Raw genomic sequence first — 17,192 nt, 5'->3', positions numbered from 1 at the left:
TGCGGGCCTCGCTGGGAGCCGATCGGCGAGCTCGACGAGCCCGTCGCGGTCATGTCTAGAACTCGGGAAGCCTGCCGATGGCGACGTGCCGCCTCAGCTCCTCCTTGGCGAGTTCCCTGATCTGAGCGGGCTTCCAGGGCGTCTCGCGCCTGCGCGACTCGCCCAGCTGGCGGCGGAACTGCTCCAGGGCGCGCCTGGCGTCGTCGCGCTCGCGCTGACGCTCCCGCCTGGTCTTGGTCCGGTCGTCCTGTTCCCGCCTGGCGTTGGGCTGGTCGTGCCCGCCCACGGTGGCCTGGTCGTTCCTGCCGACCGTCGGCTGGTCGTTCCTGTCGCTCGTCGGCCGGCTGTTCCTGCCGCTCACGAGGCCGGGCCGCGCGTCGTCGTCGCCCGTGGCGCCGAACCGGTCGTTCCAGTCACGCGTGATGTCGAGCAGGTCGTCGTTCGCCTCGGCCCGCGTGCGCCGGTCCGCCGCCCGCCCGTGGACGGCCTCCGACGCGGTCCGCTCGCTCCAGGCCGCGGCTCGCTGACCGGACTCGGCCTGCTGGTACCTGTCCTCGGCCTGCTGCCCGGTGCCGGACTGCTGCCCGGTGTCGGCCTGCTGCCCGGACTGCTGACCGGACTCGGCCTGCTGGCCGGACTGCTGCCCGGACTGCTGGCTGGACTGGCCGGACTGCTGGCCGGCCCGCTGCCGCCTGGCCTGGGCCGCGGCCTGTCTCCTTACCTCCCTGATCGCGGCCCGCATCTCACGCTCCGCCGCGGCGGTCGCCCAGGGCTTCTTGGTGTCCGTGGCCCGGCCGCGGCCGGCGCGGTCGGTCCCGGCCCGGTCGCGCCTGGCGCGCTCGGGTGCGGGGTCGTGCGCCCCCCAGGCCCGGCGGAGCTCAGGGGCGTGCGCCTGCCTGGCGCGGCCCGGCTCGGCGTCGCCCGCCCGCCGGTTCCGCGTCGCCCGGTCGCCCTCGGCCCAGGCCCGGCGGGCCCCCCGCGTCGCGTGCTCGCGCCGCTCGGCCCGGGAGCCGTCCTTCCGGCTGTGTATCGAGGGCCACTGCCGCTTGTCCGGGCTGACCGTCCGCCAGGTCACCTTCGGCATGCCCAGCTTCGGCCTGATCATCTTCGGCGGGACCGCCTTCGGCGGGTTGACCGCCGCCGGGGTGACCGGCGCCGGAGTGGCCGTCGGCGGGACGACCGCCGGCGCGGCGACCGTGGTGATGGTCGGCGTGGTGCCGGCGGGCGTGTCGGCCTGCGGGGTGATGGCCACGCGCTGCGGCAGGTCGAAGCGGTAGTCCTCCACCTCTCCGCTGTCGGCCCATCCCGTCGGCCGCTCCACCCCTTCGGGCCTGGCGGTCACGCGCAGCCGCATCCACGTGCTGCCGGCCTGCATCGATTCGGGAAGGTTCCAGGTGAGCGTCTCGCTGTCGTCGCGGCGGTCCACCTCCGCGAGCGCCCGCTCCTCGTCGTCGAACCTGCCGTCGCGGTCGAAGTCGATCCACCCCGCCAGGACGGCGTCCGAAGCCGACCTGATGGGCACGGTCAGCGAGTACGCCGTCGCGTCGTCCTCGAGGACGAGCTCGTCGCCGCTCAGCGCGTCGTCGATGTCGGCGTCCCCTCGGATGGCCCGCGCCTCGAAGCTCAGCGTGTCGGCGTTGTCGGCCGTCGCGTTCTCGCCGATGAAGATGTCGGTGATGGCGTGCGAGGCGGGGCCGTACGAGGAGGGCGCGTCGGAGTCGTCCTCGTGCAGCGACAGCTTGAAGGCGCCCCACAGGTGCGGGGTGCCCGCGTCGCCCCTGGTCCGCACGTTGCGGGCGCGCAGCCGGATCGTGAACGAGGTGACCGTGCCGTTCACCTGGACGGTGCCGCAGGTGTAGACGACGCCGCAGGTGGTGGAGTGGACCCGGTAGACCCGCTCGGGCACGATCGAGGTGCCGGTGACCTCGTAGCCGGGGAAGCCCGCCACGCGGGAGAAGGAGGGCATGGTCGGTGTTCCGCCGACCAGCTCCACTCCCGCCCAGTAGTCGTCCCGCCTGCCGGAGAGGTCCTCCGCCCTGCCGCCGGTGCCGAAGACGTGCAGCCGGGGATCGCGGACCGGCCTGGAGAAGGTGAACGTCAGCTCGGCGACGTCGCTCCACTCGTTGGCCTCGACCGTGAAGTTCTCGTAGCGGTCGACGATGCCCGCCTCCGCCTTGGCGTTGACGGGCATGAGGTACTCGTCGGGCGGGGCCGCCGGGTCGGCGAGCGACACTTCGGCGGAGCCCACCTTGCTTCCGTTGACCATCACCTTGCGTACGGTGACCATCACGCCCGAGGGCGTGTCGCCTATGGCCTCGGTCGACGAGTTCGTGAACGATGCCGGGCGCCCGCTCGCGTATGCGAAGGGAACGATGCCCGTGACCCCGACGAAGGCCGCGGTCATCCCGGCGAGGATTACGCGCACACCCAATTTCGCTCCCTGTTCTTGTCCCGAAAGGATCACGTTGACTTGCGGACCTGGCTCACCAGTCCGCGGGTGACTCGTCTGGCGGCGAAGTCGCTGCCGTGGACGAACCTCATGGCCGGGCCGAAGGTGGCGGCGGCGGCCAGTCCGACCATGTAGAGGCCGGGCACCCGGGTCTCGAACGTCCGTGACAGCCGCGGCCGCGGCCCGCCCGCGCTGACGCCGCGGCGCAGGTTCGGGTCGAGGATGTCGATCCTGCCGACGTCGACCTGGTATCCGGTCGCGGCGATCACATGCTCGGTCTCCAGCGTCTTGACCGTGCCCCTGGCGGTGGTCAGGTGCAGCCGTACGGCGTCGCGGTGGTCAGCGCCCTCCAGCCGCACGCCCAGCGTCACCGGGACGGCGCCGTCGAAGCGCTCCTTGAGCCACCACGAGCCCGCGGGCCCCAGCGTGGTGCGCACGATGTGGCTGCGGGCCGCCTTCGGCAGGTACCTGACGGCACCGGGCAGTTCGGACCACACCCACGACGGCCAGCCCGTGCCGAGGCCCGAGCGGGGCGCCAGCGTGCGCGTGAGAACCGAGCGCCGCTCGTCGGGCGTGTCGTTCCACGCCAGCGACGTGGTCCTGGCGACGATACGCGGCTTCGCCCCTGCCTCCACGAGCAGCGTCGCCGTCTCGAGCGCGGACTGGCCCGCGCCGACGACGGCCACGTGCCTGCCGGCGAAGGCCGACAGGTCGTGGTGCTCGCAACTGTGCGACGACACCTCCGGCGGCAGTTGGGCCAGCGCGTTGGGCCGGTGCGCGAACGGCAGGAAGCCCAGCGCCAGGACCACGGTCCTGGCCAGCAGGGTGGCGCCGGACGACAGCGTGACGCTGAACAGCCCGCCTTCGGTGCCGATGCCGGTCACAGTCGACTCGTCGAGCGCGTCCTTCACCGTTTGCGCGCGAAACCATTTGCCGTAGGCGATGAACGTCTCCACCGGGACGGGCTCGCCATACGAGTAGCGGCGAAAGGCGTCGAGGCCGTATCGCCGGTCGGGGTCGCTGAGATGGGACGCGTCCGGCTCGGATTTCAACAGCATTCCGCGCGGCATGTGCCATTCCCATGCCTGCATCGGCCGTCCGAAAACCCGGGCGTCGAGACCCGCCGCCAGCGCGTGGGTGGCGACCGAGAGTCCATAGGGACCGGCGCCCACAATTGCCACGTCAATCACCGGCGTCTGCAAAACTTCCCCTCCTGTTCGTTGTCCCCTAAAAGCCTATTTCCGACCCTGTGCGAGGCGGGTAAAGCCACGCTTTATCGACTGTCTAGCCATTGCCACGAAGGGCCAGAAATCGTCCGCGGAAAGCCAGGCGAGTTCGTCTGCCTCCCGTACGGCCCGCAGCCATGCGGTGCAGGTTCGTTCGCGTCCGGCGCGAAATGCGGGGTAAATGTCGTAGTTTTCCACCAGAAAAGTTCGCCCATGGACGAAACGGGCCGGCGGTATGTGTTCCCCGGACAGGTGCAGGTGCATGGCGCGCACGAGGTCGAGCCCGCGGCCGTCGCCGAAGAGACGGAACTGCGCGCCGAGTCGCGGGTTGAAGTCGACGAGGTAGTACACGTCCTCGGCGGCGTCGTAGCGGAAGTCCATGTCCAGCACGCCGCGGTAGCCGAGCGCGGCGGCCATGCCGTGCGCCACGTCCTCGATCGCGGGATTGGGCAGCGCCCTGCCGTACGTGGTGAGGCCGGCGCCGGGCGGGTAGGCGCGCTCCTTCCGTCCCGTGCCGCCGAACAGGCAGCTGGAGTCCTCGTCGTAGTAGCCGTGGAAGAACCAGTCCGAGGTGGGCCCGCCGGGCACGAAACGCTGCAGCAGCAGGTCGCAGTCGAAGCCGTGCCCGAGCAGCCCGTCCGCCTGCTCGGGCCGGTGGATCAGGCTGGTGTTGCGCAGGCCCGCCTGCCTGGGCAACCGCCACGGCTGGGCCCACTTGGCCACCAGCGGCAGGCCGAGGTCCGCCACGGCGGCGGCGATGTCGTCCGGGCAGGTCACGACGCGGGTCTCCGGCTGCGCCACGCCGAGTGACGTGCACAGGGAGGACAGCGCGGCCTTGTCGGCGAGCCGCCGCGGCAGGCCCGGCGCCTGGCCGGGCAGCAGGAAGCAGTGGCTGAGCTCCGCCGCGTGCTCGGCGACGGCGATGGCGCCGGCGTCGTCCATGGCGACCAGGACGGCCCTGCGGCCGATCCGCTTGGCCACCGCGGTCAGCGTCTCGACGACCTCTCCGCCCGGTGGCCAGGTGTACATGCGGCTGAGGTATTTCGATCGGGAGACGGGTGCGTGCCGTCCCTCGATGATTCCGTGCACTTCCACTCCGGCCCGGCCAAGGGAGCGAATGGCGCCGAGTGTTCCGTGGTGAAAGATATTGTCGTCCATCCGCAGCACTAGTGCGGGAACGGTCGTATCAAGCATGTCGTGCGTTCCATTCCAAAAGTCAAACGCCTCATCTCGGACATTTCTCGGCAACTCGCGAGTCGGATATTGGCTTTTTCGCCGAGCGGGGTATATACGGTGAGACCTGAGACGACATATAGGGACGTTCGCAATGACCGCCAAAAAGGGATACGTGCGCTGTCTTTTCGCGATGCTCGCCGGATCGGCCGCCATGGCGTGGCTTTCCGCGAGCAGCCGCGTCGACGGCGCGCAACGTGAAGAGCCCGAGCACAGACCCGCCGCGCTCGGTGTCTTCCTCGCCTCCGACGAGCGAGGTCCTCAGCGGCTGCCCGGCTTCGAGGCCTGGCTGGGCGCCGAGGTGACGGTCGGCCGTACTTATCTGCCGGGGGAGTCCTGGGACGCGCTGCAGGGGCCCGGATTCATCCTCGAACCGTGGCTGCGCTGGCGCGCCGCCAAGCCGGGCAGGATCCTGGCCCTGAACGTGCCGATGATCACCCCGAACGAGAACGAGATGTCCGACGACGAGGTGGCCGTGCTGCTCCGCGCGGGCGCGAACGGCGCGTTCGACCCGTTCTTCGAGCGCCTGGCGCAGAAGCTGGTGGCGGGCAACGCGGCCGACACCATCATCGTGCTCGGCTGGGAGATGAACGGCACCACCTACTCCCACCGGTGCAAGCCGGATCCGGACGCGTGGAAGGCCTACTGGCGGCGCGTCGTCACCGCCATGCGGTCGATCCCCGGTCAGCGCTTCCGTTTCGACTTCGCGCCCGCCCGCGGCCGCGACGCCATCGAGTGGACGACGTGCTACCCGGGTGACGACGTCGTCGACATCATCGGCATGGACAACTACGACATGGAGCCGGGCAAGACCTTCTCCCACTACGTCGAGCAGCCGTACGGCCTGCAGGCGCACGCCGACTTCGCCGCCGAGCGGGGAAAGCCGATGTCGTTCCCCGAGTGGGGGCTCTTCCACCACGGCGACCGGCCCGGCTTCGTACGCCGGATGCTCGACTGGATCGCCACGCACAACGTCGTGTATCACTCGATCACCGACTACTGTCCGCACGGCGTCTGGCAGTGCTCGTCGAACCCGAACTCCTCGGAGCTCTTCCGGACGATGGTGCAGTCGCAGGTCCGCGCGACACTTACCCCGCTTCCGGCGACACCGACCCCGGAGATCCCGACGCCCGTGCCGAGCCCGTCCGCGACCGCACCCGGCACGCCCGACCCGACGCTTGCCCCGACGTCTGGCACGGCGCCGTCCTCCACGCCGGAGCCGGTCACGGGACCGGCCACGACGGGGCCCGAGCCCACGGAGCCGGTCACCACAGGCCCGGTCGTCACGGCCCCGGCCACGCAGGGCCCGGCCGTACCGACCCCTCTGGCGCCGACCCCGGTCATCCCGGCCCCGGTCACGCCCTCGCCGGTGCTGCCCGTCGCGCAGGCCCCCGGCGCACCGGCCGAGGTCTCCGCCAGCCCGGTCCCGCGGCCGATGCCCGCGCCGCCGCCCACGCCGCCGGTGCCTGCCCACCCGCCGTTCGCCGTTCGCAGCGTGTGCTGGGCGAGCTCGCCGAAGGCGACGGCGGCGTCGAAGGCCGCGGAGCGCGCCGCGGCGGCCAGCCCCTCGGCCGCCGCGAGGCCCGGCTGCGAGAGCCTGAGCAGCAGGGCCTCGGCCAGGGCCGCGACGTCCTCCGCCGGTACGGCGGCGCCCACGCCGTCGCCGACCAGCTCGGCCAGGCCCGGCACGTCGTAGCAGACCAGCGACCGCCCCGTGGCCATGGCCTCGAGGGCGGTCAGCGGCAAGCCTTCCCAGCGCGACGGCAGGACCACCACGTCGGCGGCGACGTACCAGGGGCGGACGTCGGCCACGTCGCCGACGAAGCAGACCCCGGGGACGTCCAGCGCGCGCAGTTCGTCGTGCAGGTCGCCGTCGCCGACGAGCACGAGCCTGGCCTGCGGGCACTCCTCGACGACCCGCTCCCATGCCGACAGCAGCAGGTCCTGCCCCTTCTGGCGGGTGATCCTGCCGACGCACACGGCCAGCGGCGCCGACCAGAGGATGCCGTGGCGCTCCCGCGCCGTCGCCCGTTCCTCCTTGCCCGCCGGGCGGAACCGGCGCAGGTCGACGCCGTTGCGCACGACCACCTGGTCGCCGCCCACGCCGTGCCGGCGCGCGAGCGCCGCCTCTCCCTCGCCCACGCAGACCGTCAGGCCGGTCCAGCGGGCGGCGCGGCGCTCCCACGCCAGCGCCGCCCTGGCCACCAGACCCCTGCCGGCCAGCCATGACCAGCCGTGCGGCTGGAAGAGGGTGGGGATCCGGCCGCGGATCGCCGCCCTGCCGGCCAGCCCCGCCTTCGACGAGTGCAGGTGGACCGCGTCAGGCGCGAACGCGTCGACCAGCCGGCGCAGCCGGCGGATCGCCGCCAGGTCGCGCGGGCCGGGGTCCCGTCCGGCGGGCCAGTCGAGCCAGGGCACGCCCAGCTCGGCCAGCCGTCCGCGCAGCGGTCCCGTTCCAGGGCACGCGACCGCGACCTGCCAGCCGCGCCGTACCTGGTCGGCCGCCGCCGCGGCCACGTACGCGCCCACGCCGCCGTCGACGGGCTGCGTCACGTGCAGCACGCGCGGGCTCGTGGACGCGGCGCCCTTCACGCCTCGGCTCCACTCATCGCGGGAGCCTTCTCGTCAGGAGCGGCGTCCGGCTCCCGCCTGCTCCTGGGACGCACGTACGGCGCCCCCAGATAGAGCAGACCGGTGACGAGCGCCGCCGCCGCGCCGCCGACGCTGATGTTGACCAGCAGCACGGGCGACGACGGCGAGGTGGCGACCGAGGCGGTGGCGAAGCTGGTCAGCCGCACCCTGGTGTCGGCGGCGTGCCCGTTGGCGTAGAGGATCAGCGCCGAGGCGGCCTGGTCGGCCCGCGCGGCCGCGTCGAGCGCGGTCGCGGCCTGCGCGGTGAGCCTGATGATGGGCGCGTCGGGCGAGGCCGTCGCGCTCAGCGTCCCGCCCGCCTGCTCGTTGCCGATGATGAAGGGCTGGACGGCGATCCTGGTGTAGGCCTGGGCGAAGTGCACCGCCTGCGCCATGTCGCCTTCCGACACCACCACGACGTAGGCGTCGGAGGTGTAGACGGGTTCCTTGGCCAGCGAGTAGAACAGTCCCCCCAGCACACCGAACAGCAGCGACAGCGGCAGCCACAACCGCGCCAGCCACTGCGTCACCTGAGCCCGCTTCGATGTCATCGCTACTCCTTGTCGGCGGCGGCGCCCAGCAGGCGCCGGTAGAGCGCTTCCAGTTGGGCGACCTGATGTCGGATGTCGTAGAGCCGGACGGCTCCAGGAGGCGCCAGCCGGGCGGGCCGCGTCGCGGCCAGCGTCCTGATCTCGGCGCCCAGCCCGCCCCCCGGGACACGCCGCGCTCCGGGCGCGGCGTCAGGGGGCAGGTCGTCGATGGCGGGGCAGGTGTCGTACAGGACGGGCAGCCCCGCGGCCAGCGCCTCGACGACGGCCAGGCCGAACGTCTCCTCCTGCGAGGGCGCGGCCAGCACGTCCATCGCCGACAGCATGGCCCGCATGTCGGCCGACTCACCGGCGAAGACCACGCGGCGCTCGACCCCGAGCGCGCGGGCCAGATCCTCGAGCCGCCGCCGCACCGATCCCGTCCCGACCAGCAGGAGGAACGCGTCCTCCAGGCCCTTCATGGCCTCGATGAGCAGGTCGAAGCGCTTGCCCGGCTCCAGACGGCCCGCCCCGCCGACCACGAAGGCGTCCTGGGGCAGCCCGAGTCGGGCCCTGGTCCGCTCCCGCAGCCGGGGGTCGTAGCGGAACGCGTCGGCGTCGACGCCGTTGGCGATCACCACGATGCGCGAGCGCGGGATCCCCCACGTGGCCAGCCGTTCGGCCACCGACGGGGACACCGCCACGGTGGCGTGGCCGAGAAGCTCGCTGGCCAGGTAGAGCTGCCTGATCGGCATGGTGATGCGCCGGCCCTCGATCCGCTCGTCCCCGAGCGAGTGCTCGGTCGCCACGATCGCGGGGACGTTGGCCAGGCGCGCGGCCAGCCTGCCGTACACGCAGGCCCGGTACAGGTGCGCGTGGACCACCTCGAACCGGCCCGCCCGCATCAGCCTGGCCAGCCGGCCGACCGCCCGCAGATCGCGGTTGCCGCGCATGCCGAGCTGGTGGACCGGGACGCCGCTCGCGCTGATGGCCTCGGCCACCACGCCGAGCCCCGTCAGCACGGCGACCTCGCACCGCGCGCTCATGTACGGCAGCAGCGTCCGCAGTTGCTGTTCGGCGCCGCCCGCCGCGAGTCCGGTGATGACGTGCAGGACCTTCACGACCCCCACCGCATCCGGTGTCGCAGCCGCTTGGCGTGCAGCCGCAGCGCTCCGTCACGATCGCCGATGTAGGTGCGCGGCAACGCGTGGACGCCGGTGACCTCGGACTTCCAGATGGCACACGCGTAGCCGTAGCCCGCGTCGCGGACGGCGGCCACCTCGCGGGCGCCGACGTGGCCGTACGGGTAGCAGAAGCCGGTCACCTCGGTGCCGGTGATGTCCTCCAGCCGCTCCTTGCTCGCCACCAGCTCGTGCGCGAGCTCGTCGTCGGACAGGGTGGGCAGCGAGCGGTGCCCCACGGAGTGCGAGCCGACCTCCATGCCGAGGTCCGCCATCCTGCGCACGTCGTCGGCGTCCATGAGCGGCTTGCGCGGGTACCCGGCGTCCCAGGCGTTGTGGCCGCCGAGCTCACCCGTGACAGGGAAGACGGTGGCGGTGAAACCGTGCTGGAGGAGGACGGGGACGACCTCGCCGGCGAAGTCCGCGTAGCCGTCGTCGAAGGTCAGCCCGACCAGGCGGCGTGCCGTACCCGGTCGCCGGGCGGCGAGCAGGTCGCGCATCGCGACCCCGCGCAGGCCGCGGCCGGCGAGCCAGCGCATCTGGGCGGCGAACCGGTCGGGTGAGACGGTGACGAGCAGCGGGTCGCTGTCGTACTTCGTCACCGAGTGGTACATGAGCACGAGCGGCATGGCGGTCACGAACGACCTCGAATCCTGATCATCCTGTTGATCTCCTCAGTTCCCGTGAGTGCTGTCACGGCGCAGAACGTCACCGTCATCGCGAGCGCGGCGAGCACGAGCGCGGCCGCCGACGGCAGTCCTTCCAGCAGCGAACGCGTGCCCCACCCGGCGGCGGCGGTGACGGCGGCGGCGACGAGCAGGCGGACGGCGGGCCCGGCGATCTCCCGCACCGGCATGCCGACGGCGGGGCCGCGCAGGCCGGCCAGCAGGATCACCGCCGTGAGCGTGATGCCCGCCGCGTTGGCCGCCGCGATGTCGGCCGCCTCCGCCGACGGCGTGGCCAGCGCGATCGTGGCGGCCAGGCCCGCCATCATCGCCATCGCGGGGAACCAGCTCGGGCGCGAGCCGCAGAAGAACACCCTGCAGACGACGCCGACCACGGCCTGGCCGAGCAGGCCGAGCGCGTAGATCCGCATGATCTCGGCGGTCGCCGCGGTGTCGGCGTCGGTGAAGGCGCCGTGCTGCAGCAGCAGCCGCACGATGTCGGGCGCGCACACCACCAGCACGGCGGTGGCCAGCAGCACGATCGCGGCGGCGGCCAGCAGGTCGTCGGTCAGGCGCCGCCGGGCGGCGGCGACGTCGCCCGCCGTGATGGCGCGGACCAGGTGCGGGAAGCTCACCGTGGCGACGACGAGCGAGAGCATCATCGGCACCTGGGCGATCTTCTGCGCGTAGTTGAGGTGCGAGATGGACCCCTCGGCGAGCGACGATCCGACGAAGCGCTCGACGAACACCTGACCCTGACGCTCCAGGGTGAAGGCCGCGACGGGGACGAACGCGCCGAGCGGCAGCAGCATCCTGGCCGCGGGCCGGCGCGGCAGGCCGAGCCTGCGGACGAACGAGGGCGCCTGGACCAGCACCATGCCCAGCCCCCCGATCGCCACCCCCACCGCCGCGGCGGACACGCCGAGGTCGTGGAAGCACCACACGCACGCGACGATGCCCACGTTGTAGGCCACGGTGACCGTGGCGGGCGGCCCGAACACGTCGTTGGCGCGCAGGGCGGCGCTCGCGTATCCCGCCAGCCCGAACATGAGGATCGTGACCGAGGTGAACCGCATGCAGCCGACCGCGAGCGCGGGGTCCGCGATGCCCGGAGCGAGCACGCCGACCAGCCAGGGCGCCCCCGCCGCCGTCACCAGGCTCAGCGCCAGCAGCGCGACGCCCATGTGCGGCAGCGTCGCCGAGATCAGGTGCCTGACGTCGTCGTCCAGCTCCGCCGCCCTGCTGAACAGCGGCACCATCAGGAACGCCATGGCGCCCTCGATCAGCAGCGGCGCCGCGGTCTCCGGCACCATCCACGCGACGAGGAAGGCGTCGGTGCCCGAGTCGGCGCCGAAGGTCCTGGCCATGAGCAGGTCGCGGCCGAACCCCAGCAGGAACCCCAGCCCGACCAGCACCGCGGTGAGGCTGGCCGCCTTCAGCCCAGGCGTGCCGGTGGACGTCATCGCGCCCACCCGCCCGCGGCCCACGAGAGCCCGACGCCCAGCACCACGGCCGTGACGAGAGTCGGCAGGCCACCGATGTCGGAGTAGGCGAAGTCGACGCTCACCCAGGTGAGCAGCCCGGCGACGACGAGCCCGGCGCGCGTGACCGCCCACAGCAGGAGCGCCGCGAGCATGAGCGTGAAGGCGACGAGCCCCAGCACGCCCTGCTCGCTGAGCACCAGCAGGTACATGTTGTGCGGCGACAGCAGGGGCTGGCGCTGGAAACCGTGCACGGGGTCGTCGGTGTCGCTGCTCGACGACAGGCTGGCGGGCGCGTAGCTGTCGCGCAGCGCGGCGAACCTGCGCGGGCCCACGCCGGTCACCGGGTGGTCCCGCCACATGCCCGCGGCCGTCCGCCACAGGTCGTAGCGATCGTTGACCGACTGGTCGGGCTGGGTGACCGACGAGGTCATCGACGTGATGCGCTGGCCGATCGTGTCGGCGCCCACGCCGACGCCGAAGACGAGCAGGACTCCTGCCGCGGCGGTCACCATGATCACGCGGGCCGCGGTCCGCGTGCCGTACATGACGAGCATGACCAGCGCGGCGCACGCCATCGCCAGCCAGGCGCCGCGGCTCAGCGACAGCACCAGCGGTACGGCCAGCAGCGCCGCGCCGGCCAGCGCGGCGCCCCTGGACCTGCCCCGCAGGGTCAGCCCCGCGCCGAGCAGGACGATCGCGCCGTAGCTGACCACCGTCGCCATCCCCATGACGTCGAGGGCGCCGAACGTGCCCACGGCCCGCACCCGCTCGCCCCCGTAGGACGCGCCCGTCCCGGTGAGCGTCTGGTAGCAGCCGATGACCCCCTGGACGGAGGCGGCGGCCACCAGCGCGCCCCCCACCAGCCAGGCGTCGACCCTGTCGCGCAGCGTCACCACGACCGCCAGCGGGATCAGCACGAAGATCTGGATGTGCCTCAGGTGTCCCGGCAGGCTGGTGAACATGTCGGGTGAGGCCAGCGTCGCGATCGTCGCCGCGAGGACGACGGGCACGAGCACCAGCGCGCGTCCCGGCAGCGTCGCGCGGCGCGCCGCCAGGCACGCCGCGGCCACGAGGATCAGCCCTACCGACGCGATGTCCGCCGCCGTCACGTGCGCGGCGGCGGCCTGGTCGGCCCGCCCGTCGGGAAGGCAGGTCAGCAGGACGGTCAGGGCCGCGAGAACGCTCGGCCTGCGGACCAGGGTGAGGGGACGCCGGAGGCGGGTGAACACGACGCGCATTTCCTAACTGCCACCAGGGCGAAGCAGGGACCACGCGGTCCTGAGCATGATCTTGAAGTCGGTTCTGAGGGACCAGTCGTCGATGTAGTGGTTGTCGAAGCGGGCCCGGTCCTCGATCGAGGTGTCGCCGCGCAGGCCGTGGATCTGCGCCCAGCCGGTGATCCCCACGGGCACCCGGTGACGCAGGTGGTAGCGCGGCGTCGAGCTGGAGAACTGGTCGACGAAGAACGGGCGCTCGGGCCGCGGGCCGACGATGCTCATGTCTCCCTTGAGCACGTTCCACAGCTGGGGCAGCTCGTCGAGGGAGGTCTTGCGCAGTGCCTTGCCCACGGGGCCGAGCCGGTGGTCGTGCGCGATGCTCCAGCGGGTCGCCGACTCGTGGGCGTCCACGGGCTTGAGCGTGCGCAGTTTGATCAGCTCGATCGGCTCGCCGCCGTAGCCGACCCTGCGCTGCCTGAACAGCACGCCGGGGCCGATCTCCCAGCGCACCACCGCCGCGCACACGGCCAGGATCGGTGCGCTGATCAGCAGGCCGACCATGGCGGCCGTGATGTCCAGCACCCTCTTGAGCGGCCAGGTCACCCGGGCCTGGGGGGCGGGACGCATGCGCAGGAGGGTGAAGCTCCGCACGTGCTCGCGCAGCGGGACGAAGTCGACGATGACGTCGCCGGGCTCCGGTGCGAAGTAGACCGCGCACCCGAGCGACCTGGCCGTCCTGGCGGTCGCCTGGTCGTCCTGGCCCGCGAGGACGACGGCGCGCACGCCGTGGTCGCGCAGGATCTCGCGCAGGTCACCCGGCTTGCCGAGCACCGGCAGCCGCAGCTCGGATTCCTCGCCGTCGTTGATGAAGCCGATCGGCAGCAGACCGTACTCGGGATGGCCGAGCAGAGTGACGGCCAGGCGCTGCCCGTGCCGGTCGGCGCCCACGATCACGGTGGGCGTGGTGACGCCGCGCCGGCGGGCGCCCCGCACCACGGAATGGAAGACGCATCTGCCGCAGAAGGCCAGGAAGGTGAAGAGCAGGCAGGTCAGGGCGACCACCGTCAACGACGTGCTTCCCCAGAAGGCGGCGAGCGACGCGGCCAGCCCGGAGCCGGCCAGCCAGAACCCCCGGTCGAGGCTCGACGGCAGGATCCGCGGCTCGTAGCCGCGGCCCGCCGCGTTCACCGCCACCACCAGCGCTCCTGCGAGGGCGACTCGCGCGGCCCCCTGTCCGGCCGCCAGCGAGGTGACGGTCATGCACGCCAGGTCCATGCCGACCAGGCCGAGAGGTTGGACTGCCGCCCAGCGTCTCGACCGTCGGTGCCCCGCCCGTTCCCTGGCATGGCGGTCATCCCTAACAGGTACAGCCATCATTTCTCCGGAATAAATCACCTTAAGTCGGGCATGCGTTAATTGCCCGACTAATCCAGTCAAGGATCACCGGCGGCTCTTGTGAGTCTCTTGTCTTTGCTCTTGACGAGGTGCCGATATTTGCCTCCGCATTGCGCGAGAAATGCCGCAACAAAGGCCTTGATCGTAGCCCTCCGGCAATCATCGTTTCCGGCACCGTGCAGGGGAAACGGAAGATTGGCAGGCAAGATTTCATTGACAGTGAGTTGGTGCTGGAAATACCAGTTACTCGTTTATGGTCCCGCGAATGCCGATCGCGGCCGGTAGGCGCCGGCCGCGATCGGGGAAATCGCCGTTATTCGGAGCGGATGGAGTGTCTACCGCCGTGTCGGCGGAATCCGGCCCTGCACCGGACGATCGCCCGACGGACGCGACCACCACACGCCCGTGCCCCCGGTCAGCGCCGGCAGCTGCCTCTTGACCTCGTTGACCGAACGGGCGGGCAGCGACCCCGTGACAAGCGTGGGAGAGGTGTCGGCCAGCTCGGCGCCCAGCGCGGCCAGCCTGGCGACGACCTGACCGAGCGCGGCGGAGGGGATCTCCACCTCGAAGGCATGGCACGGCTCGAAGACCCTCGTTCCCGCGCGGGCCAGCGCCGACCGCAGCACGACGGGCGTCAGGCCGCGGAAGTCGCCCGCCGTGCTGACCGGCGACGCGTAGCCGGATCTGGTCAGCGTGACCGTGCAGTCGACGACCGGCCAGCCGTACCGGCCCTCGCGGAGGGTGGCGCGGACGGTGTCCTCGATCGCCTGGTCGAAGCTGGGCGGGAGCGCGCCCAGCTCCACCTCGCGCCGGAACGTGAAGCCCTGGCCCGGCTCGACGCGCAGACCCACGGTGGCCCAGAAGTGGTGCACGGCGTGGTCGTCGATGTCGGCCACGTCCGCGCCCACGCCGACCGGCCGCTCCAGGTAGACGGGCGTGCTGTCGGCGAAGACCGCCTCGACGCCGAACTCGTCGCGCAGCCGCTCGGCCAGCACCTCCTTCTGCACCTCGCCGTAGAGCAGCACCGACGAGCCGCCGCCGGGCAGGACGCGGGTGCTGATGAGCGGGTCCTGCTCGGCCATCCAGAGCAGCGCGGAGTGCAGGCGCGCGGAGTCGGCCGGGTCGACCGCCCGCACGACGGTCTCCAGGCCCGGCGGCGCGAACGCGGAGGTCTCGCCGCCCTCGTCGGACAGCCGGTCCCCGACACGGGCCCGGTGCAACCCCCAGACCTTGGCGATGTTGCCGGCGGTCAGCGTCGGCTCCTCGGCCGCGCCGACCACGCGCAGCGCGGTTACCTGGCCCCCGGCCAGCTTCTGCCGCGGGCGCACCTCGCCGGAGAACAGCCGCAGATAGGCGACCTTCCGCCCGGCCTGGTCGCGCTCCACCGCGAAGATCGTGCCCGACAGCCCCTCCCCCCTCGGCGCGGGCACCGGCAGCAGGTCGCGGATGCCGCCGAGCAGCTCGGCCACGCCCTGCCCGCCGACCGCCGACCCGTGGAAGACCGGGTGGACCTCGCAGCCGGCCGTCCGTACGGCCAGCGTCTTGAGCAGCTCGTCGTGGCTCGGCACCCGGCCTTCCACGAGCGCCTCCAGCAGCGCGTCGTCGTGGTCGGCCAGGGCTTCGGCGTCGATCGGGACGGGGACGACGCGGCCCTGCCGTACCCGGTTCATGGCGATGACGGGCAGCCCGGCGAGGATGTCGCGCTGGAGCGCCCCCCTCCTGTCGATCTTGTTGACGAACAGGAGCGTGGGCAGGCGCATCTTCTTCAGGGTCTTCAGCAGGACCCTGGTCTGCGCCTGTATGCCCTCGACCGCCGAGATCACCAGGATGGCGCCGTCGAGGACGCCGAGCGCCCGCTCGACCTCGGCGACGAAGTCGGCGTGGCCGGGGGTGTCGATGAGGTTGACCCGCAGACCGCCGATCGTGAAGGCGGCGACGGCCGAGCGGATGGTGATGCCGCGGCGGCGCTCGATCGCCCCGCTGTCGGTCTGGGTGTCTCCGCCGTCGACGCTGCCGAGCCGGTCGATGGCGCCCGCGTCGAAGAGAAGTCGTTCGGTGAGGCTGGTCTTACCCGCGTCGACGTGCGCGAGCACGCCGATGTTCAGGGTGGTCATGGATGCGTGGAACCTCGACAGGAAGAAGGACAGGACGCTGGGGTGCCGCGAGGCTCTGCCGCATCTGGTCCTCCCTGAGGTTCGTGGGCCTCCTATCGTGCCGCCGCGCGGCCCGTCGAGTCGACCGGTTTTTCCGCGGTCACCTGCGTACCTGGGCCTCGAGCGCGCGCATGCGCGCCGACGCCAGCTCCAGCACCATGCGGGTGGCGGGGGAGAGCGCGGGCCCGTGCACGATCGCGAACGTGTCGTGCAGCGGCGGGTCGAGCGGCGCCCACCGCAGGTTGCCGGGCAGCCGGTCGGCCAGCCGGTGCAGGACGCCCCGCCACGTCACCGTCGCCGCCAGGCCGCGCGCCGCGATCTCCAGCGCCATCTCGGGATCCTCCACCTCCACCCGGGGCCGCAGCACCTGGCCCGCCGCCTGAAGGGTGCTGGTGAGCGTGCGGCGGGTGGTGTCCTCCTCGCGCCAGCTGATGTTCGGAAGCACGAGCGGGCGGGCGGCCAGCTGCTCGGGCGTGACGGGGTCCGAGGGCTCGGTGCTGACGAAGACCAGCTCGTCACGCAACACCGGCGTCACCGACAGCCCCTCGTCGGCGACCGGCACGGTCGCGACCGCCGCCTCCAGCCGGCCCCTGCGGACGTGGTCGAGCACCTCGGCCGAGTTCTGCCCGATCAGCTCGACGCGCACGCCGGGATGTCGTTCTAGGACGTCGGCGACCAGATCGGCGCCCAGGTAGAAGCGGGCCGTGCCGAACAGGCCCAGCCGTACCGTGCCCGTCAGCATCTCGCGGACCGCGGCCACCGCCCTGCGCGCCTCGTCCACCGCCGCGATGGCGGCCAGCGCGTGCGGGCGGAGCGCGAGCGCGGCCTCGGTCGGCACGACGCCCCTGCCCACACGCAGGAAGAGCGACACGTCGAGGTGCTGCTCCAGCAGGCGCACCTGCTCGGAGATGGACGGCTGGGCGTAGCCGAGCGCCGCGGCGGCGGCGGTGAACGAGCCGTGCTCGAAGGTGGCCAGGAAACAGCGCAGCTGGTGCAACGTGGTCATAGAGGTAATTCCTGCGGATTCCAAA

The 17,192-nt window shown here is 72.3% G+C and carries 13 protein-coding genes and 1 pseudogene; 1 reads left to right on the top strand and 13 read right to left on the bottom strand.

The features are described from left to right. Positions 1-55 precede the first annotated feature (55 nt). The 4 genes from ACWEVS_RS31155 to ACWEVS_RS31140 all read right to left on the bottom strand — a co-directional run bounded on the left by ACWEVS_RS31155 (position 56) and on the right by ACWEVS_RS31140 (position 5,505). Positions 56-2,425, bottom strand: a complete 2,370-nt coding sequence (locus ACWEVS_RS31155; RefSeq protein WP_452554359.1) for a GEVED domain-containing protein — start codon at positions 2,423-2,425, stop codon at positions 56-58. Between the two features lie 35 nt (positions 2,426-2,460). Continuing rightward, positions 2,461-3,621, bottom strand: coding sequence for an NAD(P)-binding domain-containing protein (locus ACWEVS_RS31150; RefSeq protein WP_449922141.1), 1,161 nt, complete (start codon positions 3,619-3,621; stop codon positions 2,461-2,463). A 63-nt stretch (positions 3,622-3,684) separates the two neighbouring features. Continuing rightward, on the bottom strand, positions 3,685-4,704 hold the full coding sequence (locus ACWEVS_RS31145; RefSeq protein ID WP_452413749.1) for a carboxylate--amine ligase: 1,020 nt from the start codon (positions 4,702-4,704) through the stop codon (positions 3,685-3,687). A 522-nt stretch (positions 4,705-5,226) separates the two neighbouring features. Continuing rightward, the gene (locus ACWEVS_RS31140; protein WP_452413751.1) at positions 5,227-5,505 is read right to left on the bottom strand and encodes a hypothetical protein; all 279 of its coding nucleotides are present in this window, start codon (positions 5,503-5,505) and stop codon (positions 5,227-5,229) included. Between ACWEVS_RS31140 and ACWEVS_RS31135 the strand changes: the two are divergent. Next, positions 5,495-5,647: pseudogene (locus tag ACWEVS_RS31135) on the top strand (glycosyl hydrolase family 26); the annotation flags it as partial. The gene ACWEVS_RS31140 and the pseudogene ACWEVS_RS31135 sit on opposite strands and share 11 nt — an antisense overlap. Positions 5,648-5,904: 257 nt before the next feature. Here ACWEVS_RS31135 and ACWEVS_RS31130 read toward each other — a convergent pair. From ACWEVS_RS31130 to ACWEVS_RS31090, 9 genes are all read right to left on the bottom strand, one after another. Next, on the bottom strand, positions 5,905-7,500 hold the full coding sequence (locus tag ACWEVS_RS31130; RefSeq protein ID WP_452554334.1) for a glycosyltransferase: 1,596 nt from the start codon (positions 7,498-7,500) through the stop codon (positions 5,905-5,907). Further along, complete coding sequence (locus tag ACWEVS_RS31125) at positions 7,497-8,090, bottom strand: hypothetical protein (protein WP_452554333.1); 594 nt, start codon at positions 8,088-8,090, stop codon at positions 7,497-7,499. Before ACWEVS_RS31125 ends, ACWEVS_RS31130 begins: the two co-directional genes overlap by 4 nt. A 2-nt stretch (positions 8,091-8,092) precedes the next feature. Further along, positions 8,093-9,187: a glycosyltransferase gene (locus ACWEVS_RS31120; RefSeq protein ID WP_452554332.1), complete on the bottom strand. Its 1,095-nt coding sequence runs from the start codon at positions 9,185-9,187 to the stop codon at positions 8,093-8,095. After that, on the bottom strand, positions 9,184-9,876 hold the full coding sequence (locus ACWEVS_RS31115; RefSeq protein ID WP_452554358.1) for a polysaccharide deacetylase family protein: 693 nt from the start codon (positions 9,874-9,876) through the stop codon (positions 9,184-9,186). Before ACWEVS_RS31115 ends, ACWEVS_RS31120 begins: the two co-directional genes overlap by 4 nt. A 5-nt stretch (positions 9,877-9,881) precedes the next feature. Continuing rightward, the gene (locus ACWEVS_RS31110) at positions 9,882-11,375 is read right to left on the bottom strand and encodes a lipid II flippase MurJ (RefSeq protein WP_452554331.1); all 1,494 of its coding nucleotides are present in this window, start codon (positions 11,373-11,375) and stop codon (positions 9,882-9,884) included. Next, entirely contained in the window at positions 11,372-12,634 is a 1,263-nt protein-coding gene (locus tag ACWEVS_RS31105) for an O-antigen ligase family protein (protein ID WP_452554330.1), read from the bottom strand. Before ACWEVS_RS31105 ends, ACWEVS_RS31110 begins: the two co-directional genes overlap by 4 nt. Before the next feature lie 3 nt (positions 12,635-12,637). Further along, positions 12,638-13,873 carry a sugar transferase gene (locus ACWEVS_RS31100; protein WP_449921553.1) on the bottom strand — a complete coding sequence of 412 codons (1,236 nt, stop codon included), beginning with the start codon at positions 13,871-13,873 and terminating at the stop codon, positions 12,638-12,640. A 470-nt stretch (positions 13,874-14,343) separates the two neighbouring features. Further along, a complete protein-coding gene (locus ACWEVS_RS31095; protein WP_452554329.1) occupies positions 14,344-16,122 on the bottom strand; it encodes a GTP-binding protein in 1,779 nt (592 codons plus the stop codon). Positions 16,123-16,261: 139 nt separating this feature from the next. After that, a complete protein-coding gene (locus ACWEVS_RS31090) occupies positions 16,262-17,167 on the bottom strand; it encodes a LysR family transcriptional regulator (RefSeq protein WP_449921549.1) in 906 nt (301 codons plus the stop codon). Positions 17,168-17,192 lie beyond the last annotated feature (25 nt).

It is taken from the genome of Nonomuraea sp. NPDC003754 (genome assembly GCF_053605785.1).
This window is presented reverse-complemented; position numbering and strand designations above follow the sequence as displayed.